Raw genomic sequence first — 19,148 nt, forward strand, 5'->3', positions numbered from 1 at the left:
CGTCACGACGAAGGTGTACACGCGAGTACAGGAGCACGAGTGGCGCGGCCCTCGTCCTGGAGGACATTGGTTGCTTGCCGGGCAGGCGGTCCGTTCAAGTTTGAGCACGTTCTCGCGACCGCTCGATCGCGCTGGCGATCAGCGGTGCCACGACTCGAAGTCCTTCGAGCGACAGCCGTCCCGCCTGGTACTGCGCGTACCACGCCCGCCTCAACCGGAGGATGCGTTCGTCATGGACGAGCGGCAGGAGCCGCAAGGTCGATTCCACGAGCGCCCGCAGAACCTCGGGCACTTTGTCCGTGAGCAAGAGCTGGAGCGAGGGAAGATGGACCTCGAACCAGCCCTCGCCCACGTCGTAGGGATCAAGCACTTCGCCTGCTCGCTTGCTGCTGTTGATCCACTGGGACGCGTAACGGTAGTTCGACCACTCGTAGGCCAGCGAGCGGTCGCGCTTGATGCTGCGGAAGTGGTCCACCGTGCCGCTGAGCTCCCACATGGCCGTGTACCCACAGCGGTGCCCGAAGCCTTCCGCGAGCTTCTCCCGGAAGGGGGACCACAGGTCACGCGGACGCTCCGCCTGGGGATGGCGCAGCAGCCACTGCCGTCCCGGTTGGCGGACCTTGTCGTGGAAGCCCGGTGGCTCCGGGACACGGCCCACCGGAATCATCGCACCGCTCCCGTCGCCACCAGCCAGCGGGGCCAGAAGGGGTCATGCCCCGGGAGCACCGCCTGGAGCCATTGCTGGAGCTTCTCGGGCGTCTCATGGCCGGGCAGGGGCTCGTGGCGCATGTAGGCCTCCGCCGCTTCGATGGCCTGCTCGGCCTCGCGGGATCGCGCCTGCTTGAGCCCAAAGGTCTCGGAGACGAGCCAGCCCACCGCATCGCCCTGCATCGCCCAGGGCTGTTCCTCGACGACGATGCGCCCCTGGTCCAGCGCGAAGTGGAAGACCTTGTCCCGCTCCCGCTCGAAGTGACTCTCCAGGGAGGCCATGACCAGGGGTGCATGGGTGCTGGCCACCACCTGCACCTGGACCTCTCCCGTCAGCCGCTGGATGACGCGGAGGAGCGCGGGCAGCAACAACCTCTGCCACTTGGGATGCAGGTGGGACTCCACCTCATCGATGAGCAGGAGCACCTGCTCGGCCACGGGCTGTCCGGCGAGGCGTGCCGCCTCGCGGTGCTCGTTCCAGGACCAGACCAGGAGGTAGGCCAGTCCGAGGACGCGGCGCACGGCGGCCGAGGCGTGGATGACCGGTACGGTGCCGTAGGACAGCTCCAGGGTGGGGATGTCCCGGGCCTCGTGCATGGAGACGCGCACCGGCGTGCCTGGACGGAGCGGCTCGTCCGAGGGCGAGAGCCCCGCCAGGACGTCCTTCAAGGCGTCAAAGAGGCCCGTGCGCCGGTACTGCCAATCAATCCAGTCGCGCAGGAGGCCGTTGCACCAGGTCTTGCCGTGCTCCTCCACGCCGTTCCACAGCGCCTCCGGCGTGAAGCGGTACGCGGACAGCATGTCGGCCCGGCCAGGAGTCGAGGACGTGTCGTTGCGGATGGGGTCCCAGACCGAGAAGCCCCCGTCCACTCGGGCGTAGATCGCGAGGGCGCGAGGCGTCGGCCAGTTCGCGGGTCGGCTCCAGTGCTCCCGGGTCGCGTCGAAGCGGCTCTCCACGTCCGGAGTGTTCGGGCTCCCCACGCGGATGGTGGCGATGGGCGTGCCTTCCTTGACGGGACCCGGCCAGGCCATGGCGTGTGCCCAGGTGGCCGTCCGCGCCCACCAGAGCACGTCGAGCACGAGCGTCTTGCCCGTGCTGTTGTCACCCGCGAGCAGGTTGAGCCGGGGCGCGAACTCCAGGCGCGCCGCGGGTGCCGAGGCGATGCCCTGGATCTCCAGCCGCTCGATGCCGTGGCCAACCGTGTCGGCAGGCGTGGGCTCGGGAACGGAGGCGCTCGACGGGGCAGAGGAATCCTCTTCGGACTCCCAGCCGTATTTGAGACGCTCGCTGCGGGCTTCCGCGTCTTCTCGCTCGGCGTCATGCAGGTACATCTCGGCCAGCTCGTCGAGCAGGACGGCCGTCTTCGGCCAGTCGCCGCGCAGCCTGTCCGCGCCCAACTGGAAGCGGGAGGCCAGCCTTCGCTCGGGGGCTCCACCGTCTTGGACGCCCTTCGTGACAACACCCCGAAGGTTGCGCTTGGCGATGCGGAGGCTTCTCGCGAGGCGTTCACTTCCCGGTTGCTCCAACAACCGACGCGTGGTCAAGCAAGGCCACGTCCCGTCCGAATCGGATCGAGCGAGTACCTTGGCGACCTCGGCGATGCCTTCCTTTTCGTGACCACTCGTGCGTGTCTGCTCCAAAGCTTCCTCCGCCCAATGCAGAAGGTGGGCGTCGCGCTCGGCGAGCGTGGGCAGGTGATGGCCGGGCACTTCGTCCCATGCGGATAGAATCCTGGCTGCGATCTCTCGGGCGGATGCGGCCTGAGCAGCTCGCTGGTAGAGCGTCCGCACGAGCATGGCGAACTCAGCGGGCCGTTGCCCGAGCCGCGCGTACAAATGTTTCGCTTGTCGTTCCGTATTTTCGAGCAAGGGGAAGAAATAGAGTTCCAATAGGAGCAAGCGCTCTACTTCGATGCTCGGGTCTTGGTCGAGCCGACCAAACAGTTGTTCAATCACGTACGCGTCGCCTTGCTGATGTGCGTACTCGCCCTTGCTCGCGGACTCCTTGAACCGCTCAAGCGCATGGAGCACGGTATTTGTGGAGACTTCCCCTTGTGCCGCGTGTGTTGTTACGAGCGCCTCGTGTGCTCGCCCCTTGTCCTGTAGCGCGCGGATGGCGAATTCCCATTCCTCAGCCGAATCGACATGAATCCAGCTGACTTCGCTCCAGTAACGTGACCCCAGCTCAGGCTCGACTTCCTCCAAAAGCCGCCAGAGGGTTGCGCTGGGACGGAGTGGAACCGCTGCGCGTCCTGCCTCCTCCAATCGACCTTGACCGATCAGGGTCTGGAGAACGTGTTTGAGCCACTGCATGTCCTGCTGTCGAGTGCCGAAGCGCTCGACCACGAACGCGGGAAGGATTCTGGTGAGTGCGTGGCACGAGCCGCCGTCCTGCAGGAGTCTTGCTTCGGTCTCCTCCGCGAAAGCTGCTTGGCCCAGTGTCATCCCCAAGGACTCGGGCCACTGCGCTTGGGTCGCCAACTGGTCGATGAGTTCCCAGCGTAGCTCCTGCTTCCAAAGTTCGCTGAGCGCTTCCTCGCGGAGTTCTTGAGCGCGTTGGCCTTGTTCGGCCCTGCCTGGGTTGGGTTCAGGCAGTTTTGGCCACCGCTGAAAGAGCCAAGCGCACCTGGTGACAAGATCCGTGGGGGTCAGGTGGAGGTAGAGTTCGGAATGTCTGTTGAGGAGGTCGGCGGACCGTTGATGGGTTCGACCATGGGCATGGGCGAGCGCTTCCCTCAATGCGTTCCAGATCTTCCCGCTCGCATCTCCGTGGAGAGCGGGGCCCATGGCTACACCATCCAGAACCCGCAGGGCCAGGGGCTCTGGTACCCACGTGCTCAGCTTGATCAGGTCCACCCATCTATCAATGTGGGTCCCCGCATGGCTCTGGAGCAATTCGACCAATTCGCCCAATTGAGCACTACCCTCATCCGGCGCGGTCGTGGCGCCCTCGGATGGGATTTCCCATGGGAGGTAGGCGGGGCGCCTCGAGGGTGAAGTACCAAAACGTCGATACCCCTCGGCGAGGCTCATGAGCGCTCGCCATCCCATCGTGGGGGCACGCTGGAGGATGTTTCTCCTCGCTTGGTGGAGCTGATCGCGCGATGCACACGTCTGCGCGTGGACGAGGTGGAGCAGTTGGGTCAGGCTGCGCAGCGGACGATTCGAGAGCTGCCCCCCGGGGTCTTGTTCCGACAGCCGGACCAGCGCCTCCGCGACACGCGGCATCAAAGCACTGCTCCATCCCAAGGTCTCCAGCGCCCACAGCAGATTGGGATGGGGGCTGCTGCCATGCATGGACGGGGCCTCTTCCCTCATGAGGTGGGCCACCCCTTGCTCTCCATGATCGAGGCTCGTCTCGAGGGCCTTCATGAACGGCTGGGGCGCCGCTTCGGCCAGGGTGGGCAGGAGCGGCGAGAGCGACGCCCAGTGTCTCCACTCCGGGACCAACAGGCGCGTGACGATGCTGTCCGCCCACCGGCGTCCCAGCGCGCGCCCGTGGGTGGCCTTGAGTTCCTCATCGCTCAGTGCCAATCGCACCAGGGACTCGGCCAGCCCCTCGCGAAGCGCCATGGAGTGGCGAAGCGTCTTGCCAAAAAGTGGCGCGAGGCTCCGCTCCTCCTTGGGCAGGTCGTAGCGCGGATCTGGCTCGCCGAGCACCTCGAGCACGACGTCAGCGAAGTCCTTCAGCATCGTTTCGGGGAGCTGGCCCCCGAGGCGTTTCCAGGCCTCGGCGGACGAGGTCCACCGCCACGACGTGGGTCTTCCCCAGTGGGTATCGGCGATGATGGGCGTTCCTGGCTCGCGGCTCATGGCCGTGCAGAACTGCTCCACTGTCTTGGGCTCGGCCCCCAGCTTCTTCAAAACCTCCCGGTCACTTTCGTTCGAGGGTGCCCATGCCCCCACGAGGAGCAGGGCGAGTTGCGTTCCTTCCTCGTCGTGGCGAGTCAGTACGAACGTGCGGTGTCCAGCCAGGGTCAGGTAGGCGGAAAGCTTGCCGCCCGAGTCCCGAGCCAGCCGCTCCGCGTCCGATGCGCGAACGCCCGACTCGATGAGATCCTGGGCGAAAGCGTCAAAGGGGATGGGGTCGAGCTGGACGTCGGCGCGTCCCGTGTGACGCGCGTCCTCTGGCACGATCACGAAGGCGTGGCGGGTGGACGCCGCTCCGGGATCGAAATCGGCGAAGGCGGGAAGAAGGATGAGGGGCTGCGCCTGGTCGCTGCGCAGGGCCCAGCGCCATGCTTCCCGGCTCTCCACGATGAGCGTTCGTGCCAGCCACCGCTCGCGCTCATCGGGAGCGGAGGCCATCAACGTCGCCGCCACGAAGCCGAGCGCTTCCTCGTGTGTCTCTCCGCGCACATGAACTGCGCGCGGCCGGGACTCCAAGAGCGCGGACCGGACGAATTCCATGGCCCGCCGCCGCTCTCCACCCGCCACGAGGAGTTCGGAAGGGACAGGATGAATCCTGCCCCGGCCGCTCCAGTCGCGCAGGTACGTCTCCACATCCGTGAGGTCCGTGGCGGGCCGTCCCAGGGCGGTCGTGGCGAACCAGCAAGCCACGGCGGGAGTCCGCGCCAGCCACGTCGCCAGGACGTCCGCGTCATGGACGCGCACGTCCGCCCAGATACCCAGTTGGCGCTTCTCCTCGACCCAATCCGCTTTGTTCTGCTGTCCGAAGCGCCGCGCCGTGACCGCGACATAGGTCGTGCGTGACTTGTCGAGGGTCTCGGGTGCCTGCTCCGTGCGCTTGTCGAAGTCCGCGTTGAGCTTTTTGCGGACCCCGTTTCCCACGGAGACTTCCCACACCGAGAACCCCGCCGGCCAGAATGGACCTTGCTTGTGGGCGGTCACGACACCGTCCCATCCCTTCAACCGGACTCCACCGTCAGCGGGCATGCTGAGGGATTCGAGCGGTGCACTGGCCAGGAGCAACCTGCGTACCAGCGTGGGCAAGACGGCGGATGCCTCGATGGGTCCGGCCCACTGGATGATGTCGTCTCCCTGGATGTCTCGCGGAGAAACCATGGCTCCTGCCTACCATGGCCATCCCGCCCGAACAGTTCGCCCCCCGTGCGTTCGTGCCGCGGGCGTCACTGCCCTGTCTGAACCTCGGGAGTCATCCCCCGTGAGGGGTGTTGACAGGTAGACCTCGCCATGACAGGCGCTCGCGTCCTCTCCGCGCGTCACTCGAAACGGTCGAACACCCACCAGATGGCCCGCCGCACCCAGGACACCACCGTGTAGGCCCAATGCACCGCGCGCACCTCGCGCGCCTGGGCCAGATCCTCGAGGAACGTGCGGGCCAGCGCCGCGTTGAGCCCCGCGTCCTCCGCCACGAACGAGCCCTCCTCCAGGACGTTGAGCGAGAGCGGATCCAGGTTGGTGGAGCCGATGACGGCGCCGTGCGTGTCCACCACCGCCGTCTTCGCGTGCATCATCGTGGGCTGGTACTCCCAGAGGCGCACCCCCGCGCGCAGGAGCGGCCGGTACGTGGAGCGCTGGGCCGCGCGCGCCAGGGCCACGTCGTTGATGGGTCCTGGCAGCAGCACCCGCACGTCCACCCCCGCGCGCCGCAGCCGGACGAGCTGGCGCATGAATGTGGCGTTGATGGCGAAGTAGCCGCTGGAGATCCACAGCCGCTCGCGCGCGGCGTCGAACACCTGCGCGAGCATGCGCTCGGCGGGCTCGGCGCCGGGCCGCGCGAGGCTCTGCACGAAGGCGGCCGGGGCGCTCCCCTCGGACGGCACCGCCGGGAAGCTGTCCGGGGGCAGGGGCTCGCCGCCAGCGCGTTGCCAGTCGCGCGAGAACGCCGCCTGCATCTGCGCCAGCGCGGCGGGGCCTCGCACGCGCACGTTGGTGTCGCGCCACCCGAGCCACTCGTCCGCGAGGCCCCAGCCTCCCGTGAGCCCCGAGCTCCCGTCCACCACGAGCAGCTTGCGGTGGTTGCGCATGAGCCAGCGCAGGGGATGCCACACCCGGGGCGGATGGAAGCGCCGCACCTCGCAGCCCATGCCTTCCAATCGAGGCCGCACCTCGCGCTCGAACCCCGGCCCCGAGCCGAAGGCGTCCACGAGCACCCGGCACGCCACGCCCTCGCGCACCCGCGCCGCGAGCGCCCGCTCGATGCGCAGCGACGCCTCTCCCGGACGCCAGATGTAGAGGCACAGGTGGACGCTCCCGCGCGCCCGGGTGATCTCCTCCTCCATGACGTCGAAGACGCGCCCGTCACACACGAGCTCCACGTGATGCCCGGGCAGCAGCCGCAGCGTCTCCGAGGTGCCCTCCGGGCCATCGGGCACGAGCGCCCGGGGCACGTCCGGCTGGAGCGGCCCGCGCACCAGGGTCAGGTGCCCGAGCGAGGCGTGGCGCAGCGGGTCGCCCCGCCTCCAAGGACGCCTCACGCCAGGGCGCGACGCAGGAGGCGATAGGAGCCCTCGGTGACGCCGCCATAGGCCAGGTGCGCCACGAGCGCGCTCAAGTGGGTGCCCGCGGCCGTCTGCCTGGGCGTGGGGCCGAGCTTGAGCACCGGCACGAGGAACTCGTCGCCGAAGAGGAACAGGCCCACGCCGAACCCCAGCCCGAAGCGCTTGCCCGCCTGGGGGAAGTGCCGGTGCAGCGCGCCGTAGAGGGCGCCCCACGCGGTGCCATACCCGTAGTGCACGACGTTGCCAGCCTTCTTGCGCCGCGGGCCGTGCAACTGCACACCGAGGGGCCGCAAGAGCGCCACCGCCGTCTTCACCGTGGAGGGCTCCCCTTGGAGGAAGGCCTTCCATTGGGCCTCGCGCTTGAGCTTCCAGGGCAGCCGCTTCATCGTGCCCCGCAGGGCGTAGCCCATGACCCAGGTGGCGAGCGCGCCTCCCAGGGCCCCACAGACGAGGTCGAGCATCGGTGAGGGCGCACGACGGCGGACGGTGAAGGCCATGGGGGCTTCTCCTGGGCTGGGCCGGCACATGGGGGGCCGGAGTTGTCGACAAGGTGTGCATGGGTCCACACCGGGGCGGGCCTGGGAGCCAATGACTTGGAGTGGATGCCTGCTCGCCGGGCTCAGGGCCGTGACAGGTGCGTCTCGTACCAGCCTCGATCGGGATCATTCCGAGGCGGTGCGAACCGCGCCCTCTCCCGGAGGGCACTCAAGAGAGCACCAACTCCCACCTTGCCCAGCCGCAGCGGTTTCGCCGCACGGCGGAGGACCGCCAGCGTCGCCTGAAGCTCCAAGGCCGGGTAGAGCTGGTGGAAGATCTTGCGGACCTTGCCATCGTCCGAGAACAGCGGCACACCGAGGGTGCCCGCTAGCGCCACCGCTTTGGCATCCACGTCGGTGAGGAAGGCCGCCGCGTCGATGAAGGCGTCGTCGAAGCGAGGACCCAGGTCATCGGCCGAAGGGGCGCGGACCCGGCCCGCGCGCTCCAGGGGCTCCCAGTCACACGCGAGGCGCGTGGGCCGGCCCTCCTCGTCGGGGGGCCCGCGGAGGTACTTCGCCTCCTGCTTCACCTCGGGGTGGAGCACCAGCGTCCAGTCCAGGGCCTGAAGCAGGTCGAGCGCCCGGTCCGTGGCGAGCAGGTTGAGCGCCGAGCAGGTATCGGAGACGACGACGGACAGAGGCATCGCCTAGGGCTCGTTTCCCGAGTGGAGGACGTCTTCCCCCAGGTTGAGGATCAGCTTGCCGCCCTCTGCCTCCTCCACTTGCTGCGCGAGGTAGCGTTCGCGCGCGGTGATGCGGTCGCAGTGCAGGTAGCGTGCGAGTTCTCCCTCCGAGAGCAGCTCCTGGGCATAGGCCTCGAAAGCCATGCGCTCGTAGCGCGCGGGCAGCCAGTGCTCGAACTCGTCCTTGGCGAGGAGCAGACCCATCTGCTTCTGGGCCTCGCGCGGCTTGAAATTGCGCGCCAAGAGTCGTGCATAGGTGCCTTGAGGCAAGAGCCGCAGTTCCTCCAGGCGCAGGGTCATGGCCTGGAAGGACACCTCGTGGAAGCGCGCCATGGCGATGAGATCCGCGGGGGAGAAATGCGCGCCCTTGTCCCGAAGGTGCTCGGCGAAGCGGCGGCGCACCCCGGTGGCGGGCATGAGGAATTCCGCGGCCAGTGCCTCGCTGAATCGCTCCGAGGGGTCACGCGGATTCTCCAGATGCAGGGGCATCACGTCCCCCGCCTCGCGGTCCCTCAAGAAGTGGCCCAGCTCGTGGACGAGGGACCAGCGCCTGCGCTCGGGGGGATGGAGCCGGTTGAGCGCGACACACGCGCCCATCACGTCGCTCCACAGGAAGATGGCGGCGACTTCCGAGGGCAGGGGGAGCTTGAAGATGCGCAGTCCCGCCTCCAGTTCCAGGCGGGCCTCCAATTGGGAGACGGGCCCATCCCCCAGGTCCAGGTGCCTGCGCAGGAAGGCCGCCGCGTCCTCGCCCGCGAGCCGGGGGTCGAGGTTGACGGACGTGGCGGCGCGGTAGGTCGTCACGCCTTCCAGGGGCGCGGGGGTCCGGGTGATGGAGAGCACCTGTTCCAGCTCGACATACTGCCGTCCCATCTCCTTGAGCCGCTCAACCGCCGTGTCGATGGCTTCGTCTCGCCCTCTCCGGGGCGCCATGCGGAAGCGGGGCGCGGCGTCCGCGACCACGGTGTGCTCGCGCAGCAGCTCGTTCACGGTGACCGAGAGCACTTGCGCGAGCGTGATGAGTTCGGCATTGCTCGGGCGCCGCTCGCCCTTCTCCATGGCGATCAGGGTCGTCCGAGCGATGCCCAGGGCCTCGGCCAGCTCCGCCTGGGTCTTGTCCTGTCGCTTGCGTGCCTGGGTGATTCGCTCACCCAGTCGCTGGGAAGAGATCATGGTGGGGGGACTTGGTTCGGGAGCGGCGTGGTCGCGGCGAGAGGTCGCTGGGCGAGCGCTCCCGGTAGAAGGAAAGTACTTCGTCCGCGTGGCGTTTGAAGAGGGAAAGCACCTGCTCCTGGGCATGATGCAGGCTCGTCCCCCGGGTGGTGAGGTAGTCGACGGCGTCATCCACTGTCCGTGAATGATCCACTAGATCCTGATAGCGGTTCATGGTGGCGAAGCGCCGGGCTTGCGCGTGGAAGGCTTCAATCTGGTAGCGCCCGTTGCGCCGGGTCTCGTGACACCGGTAAGTCGAGGGGTCGGCGTCACCGAGTACCGCGTACAAGGACGCCCGGCGCAAGAGGCACGACGTGCACACCCCACAGTGCTCGCGGAGATCCTTCTTGCTGCGCTCGGTCTCGTCGCAGGAGTTCGATGCGCGGGCGAGCTTGCCCAGGGCGTCGCCTGTCCGTCGGCAGAGTTCTCCCTTGGTGAGCAGCAGGAACGGCAGCTCCAGGCGGAGGTCTGTCTCCAGGACACGCCGCAAGATGCTCTCGAGCCGACGCAGGGTCCTGGGATGGGTGGCGCGCGTGTTCTGCGCACCGATCTGCGCGCCATTCATCGGCAGGTTGAGTGCACCCACGCCACATTCATACGTGGAGACCGTCTTGATGCCCAAGGTGTCGGCGGCGGCCGCCGCAGCGCTCAGGAACAAGAATCCCCGCGTCCGATTCGGGGTGATGAGACGCCCGTGGCGGCGCAGGCGATGCTGGAAACCCATCCACCGGCAACGGGAGGCGTCCAATGCCGCGCATGCCTGCTTCTGGAAGTGCTCGCGCACTGGAGTGCCCAGCGACGACAGGAGGTACAGCGGGCGGTCATGTTCCTGGATGCGGATGTGAGCGCCCGCGAGGGAATCCAGCCCCCCACTGAAGAGCGCGATCTCCTCGGCTTCCTTGAGCCGTTCGAGATGGCAATCCTCTTGCGTCAGGCGCACGTCCTGGGCGCGCTGAAAGCTCAGGTTCCAGTCATCATCGGTCAGCCAGCGGAGCAGCTGATTCAGTTCGTCGTTCACTCCGAGCCAGTGGCCTGGTTCGGACACACGCAACTCCACGTCGATCCGACGTGGTGGAGGGCCCCAGACGCCATCGCCGGACTTCTCTCGCGGTGCGATCCGGTCGATGTGGTGGACGGCCGTGGCGATGTGCAGGAGGTCTTTCACGATGGGGCGCGGAGTTCCCCACCAGGTGAGCATGTTCCATGCCACGTCGATTCGTCCCAGGGGCCGCGGGGCGCCGTGGCGCTCCGTGACGCGGAGTTCTCCCGAGGCGCCGACGCTGTAGCGGGCCGCGCTCACGGAGCGCTCTCCAGCAGGTTTTCTCCGTACAGGTCCACGGCTTGGATGAATCTCGATGCGAGCCGTGGACGATTGAAGTCGGGATGGCGCAGCAAATGCTCCGTGAAGGCAGCCAGTACGGGTGAGAGTGGCTCCTTGAACCGCTCGGGTGAGAATTCCACTCGCTGTCGAGCGAGTTGCTCGGTCACGCCGCCGCGCGACGAGATGAGTCCGTCATCCAAGACGCTCCAAAGGAAACGTTGAACGAGTGCTTCGCCGTCGTAGCGGCCCGCTCCACAACACTGAACCGCCGCTTGGCAGAGCAATTCGTTCACGCGACCAGACCGCCCGTACGTTTCGTGGATCTGTTCCACGGCCTGACGCGGGAGGCGGGCGAAGCTGTCGTCCTGGAACAGGCCCTGGCAGTTGTCTCCTCCAAGCCTCGTGATGCACTTCAACATCGGGTGGAGCGAGGACACCCCACCGCTTAGGAGAAGCTGCAGGCTTTTCGCCACCGGCACGAGGTCGAGTTCTCCTCCCCGGGCGACACGGAGCAGCGCATTCGCACCGGGTCGCAGCCGCGGAGTGAGTCCGGTGAAACAGTCCCGATCAGGCATGGGTCTTCTCCCACAACGCTGGTGTTCGTGACTCCCCCGCCCCGCCGACAAAGTCCGTTCCTTGAGCATGATGATGGCATCTGCTCCGGACTTTGTCATCCCACCACGTCCGCGTGACATCGTAGGCGGACGTAAATCCTTGAAAAAACGAGCCTTCTTCGCCCCTGAAGCTCATACGGGCCGAAGGCATCCTGTAGCAGCACGGCACGCTAGGGCGGGTTGCGTGCACGCGCCACTTTCTCGCCCGCAGGGCTCGTGAGCAGCGGAGGCAATGCATGGCGCGTGGGATGAGACTGCTCCTGCTGTGGAGCGTGGTGTGGGCGACGGGCTGCGCGACCCTGGATGCAGGGGAGGGCGAGGCGCCCTCGGGTTGGCCGGAAGCCCTGTCCGGAGAGGCCTTGCTGGCGCCCTTCCTGGACGGTGATTCGCCGGGAGCGTTCCTCGCGCGGCAGGAGGGCGTGGACATGCCCCGGCTCGTGGCGCGGCTGGACGCGTGGCGCGCGGTGCGCCTGGGGGCGCTGGGCCCGGTGCGCGAGGACGCGGCGGGGGTGCTCAACGGCCAGCGCGCGGCCTTCCTGGTGCGCGCCCGGGAGCGCTACGGCGCGGCGGCCGAGGTGCTGGCGCTCTTCGTGCTGCACACGTGCACGGACGAGGACGTGCGGGAGGTGCTGGGGCGGCTGGCGCGGGACAAGGTGCTGGAGGAGACGCTGGGGCACCTGCCCGCGGTGCACGAGGAACTGGCGCGCCGGGGCCTTCGGCTGGAGGCGTACCCGGAGCGAGAGGAGCGAGCGGGGGACGTGGTGCGGGGACTGGGCCGGGCGGCGAGGGACGCGCTGGCGAGCAGCCCGGTGAGTGACGGGGCGAGGGCCCTGGAGCTGTCGGCGATTCGGGAGCACTTGCCGCCGCCGTACCAGCGGGCGCTGGACGCGGTGGACCGTGAGCAGCGGGTGCGGCACTTCGCGCCGGAGCGGGTGGGGGTGGGGAGCGTGGACGCGCTGACGTTCGGCGTGCCGCTGGGCTTCCACGGGCTGGTGATGGGAACGGTGGGCGGTGTGTCGTCGTTGGGGCGGGGCCAGTACGAGCGGGCGGCGCGGGAACTGGCGCCCGGCGTGCTGATGGCGGCGCTGTACGCCGGAGGCCGGGCGGTAGGGCGCGGCGACACGGTGGCGGCGCGGATGCAGGCGCTGCGCGAGGTGGCGAAGGAGCTGGAGGCGCGGCTGGGGGCGGAGGGCCTGCGGGAGTTGGGGCGGGAACTCCAGGCGACGCGGGAGGCGGGGCGGTGGGTGGCGGCGGGAGGCGTGGACGCGGCGGTGGTGCTGCACGAGGCGCGGGGGGACGTGGGCAAGGCGCGGGCGTGGATGACGCGGGCGCACCGGGGGCGGCCCGGGGCGGCGCGGGTGGACGAGGCGCTGGGGCTCACGGCGGAGGTGCTGGAGGCGAAGTGGGCGGGGGTGGAGGGGGAGGCGACGGGGGCGCGCCTGGCGCGGGAGGTGGGGACGTTGGAGAAGCGCAGGCCGTCGCGGGAGGCGCCGCCGCCGGGCGCCCAGGGCCATCCACGCTGGGCGGAGTACGTCGCCTATTACGAGACACGGCTGGCGGAAGTGCGGGAGGGTCGGGCCGAGAAGGGGCCCTTGACGTGGGCGGCGTACGAGCCGATGCGCGGGGGATTCGCGCGGGGACTGGAGTTCGAGCGCGCGATGGTGGAGCGGCTGCGGGCGGATGCGCTCTTGCCTCGGGCACAGCGCCGCTACCTGGGAGACTTCGAGCAGCCGCGCATCGAGACGTACGTGGGCGTGTGGAAGCCCCAGGTGGGACTGCGCTTCGCGGATGTGCTCGTGCTCGAGCAAGCGCCCTCGGCCCCGGGGACCGCACCGCGCGTGGAGACGTTCAGCTTCAAGAGCCGCAACCTCACGGGCCTCGCGCCACGTGTCCTGACGAATCAGATGAAGTCGGATGCCAAGGAGGCCTTGACGTATTACGGTGAAACACTCGATGTCCGGCGGTCTTCTCTCAAATCACTGCTGAACGGGTCCACCACCATCCCTGTCCTCAGGGTTCGGCTCTTTTATGAAGGGGGTGGGCTCAGACCACCCTTCGCGGTCAGAGCCGAGGACATCATTGAACTGATGCGGACGTCCGTGCCCGGCGTGGAGGTGTTCATTCAATGAGGTCGTTGAGAATCCACGAAATGAAGGCCGATGATGACCTTTGGCTCTCCTTCGCGGGCGACTTCACCCCAACGGATGGGGAGCGCGGACTGACGCCCCTGCTTCAATCACTGGAGCGTTACGCGGGTGAATGGATGCCAGACATCGTCACGGGCAAACGGCGACGCAAGTACACCCGCGCGGCGGTGTGGAAGGCATTGGAGGAGAGCCAAGACGGGGGCAGCGTGCACATCGAACTCGCCCGGACGCAAGCGCCTGCCTTGGACGTGTTGCTCACGATCTTTTCTCCGCCCCTCAAGCCTGAAGTGCGGGTGTCGATGGAACTGCGACCCCTGTCCTTCTTCACGGAGGAGACGCGGTGCCACGCGCTCGTGGAGATGGTGCGGGAGTGGGCCATGCACTACCCGGTCGTCAAGGCATTGGCTGGCAGCATCGCCGATGCGGGCCTGGTGGACGTTCCACCTCGGAACTCGAACTCCCAGGCCGCCGAGGATGACGGCGTCGGTCCGATTCACGAGGTGTCGTGGCTCAACGTCTTCAGCGCGAAGCTCGTGGAGAAGGTGGGGCGGGAGCGGGTGTTGAGCACGCCCGCCCATCGCGTGGAGGCCTTGCCGGATGGCGCGGTGCTGGTGCAGTTGGGGCCCGTGGTGACGGACTTCGCCCGTGAGGACGCTCGCGAAGTCCAGGCGCGGGCCCTCGTGCACCTGCGGCCCGACCTGGACCTGGACACCGTGCGACGCACCCTGCACGAGCGCAGTGCCCGGCTCGCGCCGGTGGTGCCGCGCTTCGCTCCCGATGTGGCGCCATTGCTGGAGCGGGTGGTGGCGCGCACGTCGTTGAGCGAGCGCCAGGTGCAGATCGCCCGGTACAACGCCTGGGTGCCCCCGGAGCCCGAGGAGTGGCTGCCCGTGGCGCTGCCCGCGGACGTGGAGGACGTAGCGCGCGCCATCGACGGCTACGACGACCTGGCCGAGGGGCTGGTGGCGCTGCTGCACACGCAGGTGCCCTCGGTGTTCGACGCCACGCCGGCCTCCCTCACGGACGTGGATGAGCAGTTCTGGGTGGAGTACTTCCCGGGCATGTTCCCGCAGGAGCGCATTGACGCGCGCGCCGTGCCCGCCATCGGGGCCTACCTGGGGCAGGTGCTGGTGCGTCACCTGGGGGGAGAGTGGATTCCCCGGCGCAACCTCCAGGAGGCCCAGGTCCGGGTGGGTCAGCGCGTATGGCTGCCGTTCCTCCGAGCGTGGCGGTATATGCGTCAGCGCGAGTCGGTGCTGGACTACTCGCTCACCCAGTTCTTCCGCGCCGCTTCCCGTCACCGCTCCTGAGCCTCGGGGTCTCGGCTCGTCGAGTCCGAGTCGAACGCGGGAAATACCACGGGGAAGAGGGTGATGACCCGTCCGCTCTGGTCCCAAAGTCGCAGGGTCAACCGGCCTTGGCTCCGTGCGTGGTCATCGGTTTCCACGACGACGGCTTCGAGCTTACCGACTTCGATGGGCCGCGCCTGAAGCACTCGCAGCCCCTGGAGTTCTTTTCCCTGTTCATCCACCAGCGCGGCCCCTGTTGCGCTCCAGGGCGTCGAGCCCGCGTTCATCAACCAGACCTGGGCGGTGACGCTGTTCTTGATGCGAAAGGCTCGCCCCGTCTTGAAGGCGAGACCGCCTGTCGCGACGATGGGCGTATCGGGCCGCAATGCGGCGGCTTGCACACCACCGGTTCCAATCCTGTCCTTCATGAGCAGGGCTCCCAGGCCGAGGGGCCGCGCCAGTTGTTCCCGCAGGTGCGCGTTCTCGTCTTGGAGCCGGTGGTTCTTCGCCTGTTCCTCCTCCAACGTCTGTCGCAGGACTTCCACGGGCCGCGTGTCCAGGAACACCTGGACCTGATGGGTGGCGCGCTCGGCATGGGCCACCAGCATGAACGTCACACTGCGCCGGGTGGCTCCCACCATGAACTCCACGGTGAGCCGCAGTCGCTCGCCGACCTGCAGATCGGGTGGGGGCATGAGATCGAGCACGCGCCGACCCCGGTTCACCTCCACGAAGCGCACCGCGTCCTGCACCTCCACGGCGTCGATGGGGACGTCGAAGACGAAGCCCGTCAACCGACCCGTCCGAATGCACACTTCCAGGGGCCTGAGGGGGCGGGCCAGCTCGACATGAAGGTCTTCACAGGCCTCGCCGGGTGCTGGGGGATTCAGCGGAGTGACGTGAAGCCAGGACCACAGCAGGAGGGACGCGGAATGCACGAAGGACTCCGGGATGGCGTTTCAGCGGAAGTCGCCGCCAAAGCGGTCCACGACGTGGACGGCTTGGAAGTTGTCGAGGGTGGCCCGGTGGGGCCTGGCGCCCTTGGGCAGGGGAATGCCGATGGCTCCGTCATCCGCCCGCGCGTGCGCGAGCTCCATGCAGATGGGCACCACTTCGCCGTCATCCAGACGGGCCTGGGTGAAGCGGCCGTAGATCTTCTCCCGGGTGAAGAACAGCCTCCCGATGAGCCGGGTGTTGTCCACGAGCTCGCACCACGAGGCGAAGGTCGACACCTCGATGGGACCTTCCTCGACGACCACGGGCTTTTCCCGGAGCCTCACGAACTCGACGTTGTGCGTGTACACCCCCTTTCCAGGCTCGGTGAGCCCGAAGCGCAGGTGAGTCTCCCGGGCGCCCGGCGGGCACTCCTCGGGCGGCGGGGGCGGGTTGAACTTCACGCTCGCGCAGCCCGGGGCCACGCACGCGGCGCCAGCGAGCAGCGCGGCCTTCGCCACGGCGCGGGTCTTCGAGGGGGTCTTCATGTCGGTGTCCTCTCCAGGTGACGTGCGGGGTTCCGCACGCGGGAGAACCTCTCCCGTCAGGCCCGGGAGAGCCACTTCCTGGCGGGAGCCTTCCTCCCGCGGCGGGTGCCGCTCGGACCACTCGGGACGTGGGGTGAGGCAGAAGACGCCCAGCGCGAGCACCAGCGCCGCCCCCCAGGGCCCTCGTTTCCAGTGGAGCGCGGAGCCACCGGGCGCGGGCGCGGGCGCGGGCGGCGGCTCGAACAGGGGCAGGTTCCAGCTCCGGTCGGCGTGGCTCCACGCCTCGGACAGGGCCTGGGCGAGCGCGGGCGCGTCCGGGTAGCGCGCCCGGGGGTCCTTCTCCAGCAGGCGCTGGCACACCTCGCCCAGGGCCGGGGGCACACGGAGGTTGAGCGCGTGCGGCGCGGGCGGCGTGTGGTTCAGGATGCGCTGGGTGAGGGGCCCGTACCGGTCGCCGAAGGGCAGCTCGCGCGTGAGCAGCCAGTAGAGCGTCACGCCCAGGGCCCACAGGTCCTCGGGGGGGCCTGGCGAGAAGGGCTCGCCCGTCCACTCGCGGGCGTGGCGCAGCACTTCCGGGCTGCGGTACTCGGGGGTCCCCGGCGGCAGGCGGGGCGTGAGGCGCCGCGCGTCCGCATGGCAGGCCGCGCCGAAGTCCACCAGCACGGGCTGGCCGTCCTTGTGGCGCACGAGCACGTTCCGCTCCTTCACGTCCCGGTGCACCACCCCCGAGCCGTGCACGTCCGCGAGCAGCAGCACGAGCGGCAGGAGCACCTGGTGCACGAGCGTGAGCGCGGAGGGGTTCTGCTCGCGGGCCCAGTCCTCCAGGGTGAGGCCCTCCACGAGCTCCAGCGCGAGCACCTGGAAGCGCGGCGCCGCGTCCGGCCACATGCCCCAGCCCTGGAAGCCCACGACGTTCGGGTGGCGCTGGCGGCGCAGGGCCTCCATCTCCCGCGCGACGCGGGGGTCTTCCAGGGCCAGGAGCTTGAGGGCGAAGGGCCGGCCCTCGCGCCGCGCCCGGTACACGGTGCCCGAGCCCCCGGCGTCCAGGGGCCCGTCGATGACGAAGCCCGCCACGTGTGTGCCCGGCGCCAGTCGTCGCGTGTCGTTCACCGCCGTGGCCTCGCCCCAAAAGGGCGGAAGGCTAGCGTCGGGGCGGGCAAAAGCCCCGGACGTGGGGGGTTGGCCGGGCCCGGGCCGAGGCCTTGGGTGCTACCCGGTGCGCCACACCTCGCTCTGGAGCAGGGCGCGCGCGGCGAGGTGGCCGCACAGCCCGTGCACGCCCGCGCCCGGCGGCGTGGAGGCCGAGCACAGGTAGAGGCGCGGGTCCGGCGTGGCGTAGGGCACGAGGCTCGCCACGGGCCGGGCGAGCAGTTGCAGGCCCTCCATGGCGCCGCCGGAGATGTCGCCGCCCAGGAAGTTCGCGTTGTAGGCCTCGTACTGCGCGGGCGAGCGCGTGTGCCGGGCGAGGATGCGCGCGCCGAAGCCCGGGGCGAAGCGCTCGAGCTGGGCCTCGATGCGCGCCGTCATGTCCTCGGTGCAGCCGTTGGGCACGTGGCAGTAGGCCCAGCCGGTGTGCTGGCCGGGCGGCGCGCGGGTGTCGTCGAAGGGCGTGTGCTGGGCGACGAGCACGTAGGGGCGCTCGGGCGCCTCGCCGCGCGCCACGGCGGCCTCGCTCGCGGCGATTTCCTCCAGGGTGCCGCCCACGTGCACGGTGCCCGCGCGCGCGCAGCCGGGGGCGCGCCAGGGGATGGGGCCGGAGAGCGCCCAGTCCACCTTGAAGACGCCCGGGCCCCGGCGGTAGCGCCCGAGCTTCTCCACGTACGCGGGGGGCAGCCGGTGGCCCGCGAGCTTCACGAGCTGCTCGGGCGACACGTCGAGCAGCACGGCGCGCGCGCGGGGCAGGGCGTCCACGTTCTCCACGCGCTCGCCCGTCACCACCTCGCCGCCGAGCACGCCGAGGTAGCCCACCAGCGCGTCCACGAGCTTCTGCGTGCCGCCGCGCGGAAACGGCCAGCCCACGGCGTGGCCCGAGGCGAGCAGGAGGATGCCGAAGGCGGAGGTGAGGGGGCGCTCGAGCGCGGAGAAGGAGTGGGCGGCGCCGCCGGCGAAGAGCGCGCGGGCCTGGGGCCCCCGGAAGGCCCCGAGCGCTTGGCCGTGGGCGGAGCGCAGGGCGCGCAGGCCGAAGCGCGCCAGGCGCAGGGGCCGGCGCGGGAAGTGGAAGGGGTCGCCGAGCTGGGCCATCACGTCGTCGAAGGCGCGCACCATGGGGCGCATCCAGCGCACGTAGCGCCGGGCGTCCGGGCCGAGGCTCCGGGCGGTGGCCTCCAGGTCGCGCTCCAGCACGGCGGCGGTGCCATCCTCCAACGGGTGGGCGAGCGGGGCCTCCGGGTGCACCCACTCCAGGCCGTGGTCGCCCAGGGGCAACTGGCGCAGGAAGGGCGAGGCGACGGCGAGCGGGTGCACGGCGGAGCAGACGTCGTGGATGAAGCCGGGCAGGGTGAGCGCGGCCGAGCGCGCGCCGCCGCCGGGGGTGGGGGCCGCCTCCAGCACGCGCACCGAGCGGCCCGCCCGGGCCAGGGTCACCGCCGCGGCGAGCCCATTGGGCCCGGCGCCCACCACCACCGCATCGAGGACCGCGCTCATGGCGCGCGAGCTTGAACCGACCTCACGAGTCACGGGCACGCCTGCCTCTGTGATGCGTTCACCACCGGACGTCCGAGGTTGTCTGGCGT

Annotated in this window: 13 protein-coding genes; 2 read left to right on the forward strand and 11 right to left on the reverse strand. The window is 69.3% G+C overall.

Translation table 11 applies throughout. The features are described 5' to 3' along the window. Positions 1-94 precede the first annotated feature (94 nt). From I3V78_RS03720 to I3V78_RS03755, 8 genes are all read right to left on the reverse strand, one after another. Positions 95-667 carry an energy-coupling factor transporter transmembrane component T family protein gene (locus tag I3V78_RS03720; protein WP_204484940.1) on the reverse strand — a complete coding sequence of 191 codons (573 nt, stop codon included), beginning with the start codon at positions 665-667 and terminating at the stop codon, positions 95-97. Beyond that, positions 664-5,733: an AAA family ATPase gene (locus I3V78_RS03725; RefSeq protein WP_204484941.1), complete on the reverse strand. Its 5,070-nt coding sequence runs from the start codon at positions 5,731-5,733 to the stop codon at positions 664-666. Before I3V78_RS03725 ends, I3V78_RS03720 begins: the two co-directional genes overlap by 4 nt. Before the next feature lie 158 nt (positions 5,734-5,891). Then, complete coding sequence (locus tag I3V78_RS03730) at positions 5,892-7,109, reverse strand: phospholipase D-like domain-containing protein (protein WP_204484942.1); 1,218 nt, start codon at positions 7,107-7,109, stop codon at positions 5,892-5,894. Continuing rightward, complete coding sequence (locus I3V78_RS03735) at positions 7,106-7,630, reverse strand: DUF1440 domain-containing protein (RefSeq protein ID WP_204484943.1); 525 nt, start codon at positions 7,628-7,630, stop codon at positions 7,106-7,108. The genes I3V78_RS03730 and I3V78_RS03735 overlap by 4 nt, the downstream gene beginning before the upstream one ends. A gap of 122 nt (positions 7,631-7,752) precedes the next feature. Continuing rightward, the gene (locus I3V78_RS03740; RefSeq protein WP_204484944.1) at positions 7,753-8,313 is read right to left on the reverse strand and encodes a hypothetical protein; all 561 of its coding nucleotides are present in this window, start codon (positions 8,311-8,313) and stop codon (positions 7,753-7,755) included. Positions 8,314-8,316: 3 nt separating this feature from the next. Then, positions 8,317-9,525, reverse strand: coding sequence for an XRE family transcriptional regulator (locus I3V78_RS03745; protein ID WP_204484945.1), 1,209 nt, complete (start codon positions 9,523-9,525; stop codon positions 8,317-8,319). After that, entirely contained in the window at positions 9,500-10,864 is a 1,365-nt protein-coding gene (locus tag I3V78_RS40090) for a 7-cyano-7-deazaguanine synthase (protein ID WP_204484946.1), read from the reverse strand. The genes I3V78_RS03745 and I3V78_RS40090 overlap by 26 nt, the downstream gene beginning before the upstream one ends. Further along, on the reverse strand, positions 10,861-11,460 hold the full coding sequence (locus I3V78_RS03755) for a hypothetical protein (RefSeq protein ID WP_204484947.1): 600 nt from the start codon (positions 11,458-11,460) through the stop codon (positions 10,861-10,863). Before I3V78_RS03755 ends, I3V78_RS40090 begins: the two co-directional genes overlap by 4 nt. 287 nt (positions 11,461-11,747) lie before the next feature. Between I3V78_RS03755 and I3V78_RS03760 the strand changes: the two genes are divergently transcribed. Then, complete coding sequence (locus tag I3V78_RS03760) at positions 11,748-13,628, forward strand: hypothetical protein (protein ID WP_239576280.1); 1,881 nt, start codon at positions 11,748-11,750, stop codon at positions 13,626-13,628. A 20-nt stretch (positions 13,629-13,648) separates the two neighbouring features. Continuing rightward, entirely contained in the window at positions 13,649-14,956 is a 1,308-nt protein-coding gene (locus I3V78_RS03765; RefSeq protein WP_239576281.1) for a hypothetical protein, read from the forward strand. Here the strand turns inward: I3V78_RS03765 and I3V78_RS03770 are convergent. From I3V78_RS03770 to I3V78_RS03780, 3 genes are all read right to left on the reverse strand, one after another. Continuing rightward, positions 14,944-15,873 carry a DUF2381 family protein gene (locus I3V78_RS03770; protein ID WP_204484949.1) on the reverse strand — a complete coding sequence of 310 codons (930 nt, stop codon included), beginning with the start codon at positions 15,871-15,873 and terminating at the stop codon, positions 14,944-14,946. The two genes, I3V78_RS03765 and I3V78_RS03770, sit on opposite strands and share 13 nt — an antisense overlap. A gap of 21 nt (positions 15,874-15,894) precedes the next feature. Then, positions 15,895-17,526 (reverse strand): protein kinase domain-containing protein, encoded by a 1,632-nt coding sequence (locus tag I3V78_RS03775; RefSeq protein ID WP_204484950.1) that lies wholly within the window; start codon positions 17,524-17,526, stop codon positions 15,895-15,897. Positions 17,527-17,625: 99 nt separating this feature from the next. Further along, positions 17,626-19,059, reverse strand: a complete 1,434-nt coding sequence (locus tag I3V78_RS03780) for a phytoene desaturase family protein (RefSeq protein WP_204484951.1) — start codon at positions 19,057-19,059, stop codon at positions 17,626-17,628. Positions 19,060-19,148 lie beyond the last annotated feature (89 nt).

This window comes from Archangium primigenium (assembly GCF_016904885.1).
Classification (GTDB): domain Bacteria; phylum Myxococcota; class Myxococcia; order Myxococcales; family Myxococcaceae; genus Cystobacter; species Cystobacter primigenius.

Excerpts from the sequence above, each read along its gene's own strand:
- I3V78_RS03720 (WP_204484940.1), bottom strand. The coding sequence starts at position 667 with ATGATTCCGGTGGGCCGTGTCCCGGAGCCACCGGGCTTCCACGACAAG.
- I3V78_RS03725 (WP_204484941.1), bottom strand. The coding sequence starts at position 5,733 with ATGGTTTCTCCGCGAGACATCCAGGGAGACGACATCATCCAGTGGGCC.
- I3V78_RS03735 (WP_204484943.1), bottom strand. The coding sequence starts at position 7,630 with ATGGCCTTCACCGTCCGCCGTCGTGCGCCCTCACCGATGCTCGACCTC.
- I3V78_RS03740 (WP_204484944.1), bottom strand. The coding sequence starts at position 8,313 with ATGCCTCTGTCCGTCGTCGTCTCCGATACCTGCTCGGCGCTCAACCTG.
- I3V78_RS03745 (WP_204484945.1), bottom strand. The coding sequence starts at position 9,525 with ATGATCTCTTCCCAGCGACTGGGTGAGCGAATCACCCAGGCACGCAAG.
- I3V78_RS03755 (WP_204484947.1), bottom strand. The coding sequence starts at position 11,460 with ATGCCTGATCGGGACTGTTTCACCGGACTCACTCCGCGGCTGCGACCC.
- I3V78_RS03760 (WP_239576280.1), top strand. The coding sequence starts at position 11,748 with ATGAGACTGCTCCTGCTGTGGAGCGTGGTGTGGGCGACGGGCTGCGCG.
- I3V78_RS03765 (WP_239576281.1), top strand. The coding sequence starts at position 13,649 with ATGAAGGCCGATGATGACCTTTGGCTCTCCTTCGCGGGCGACTTCACC.
- I3V78_RS03780 (WP_204484951.1), bottom strand. The coding sequence starts at position 19,059 with ATGAGCGCGGTCCTCGATGCGGTGGTGGTGGGCGCCGGGCCCAATGGG.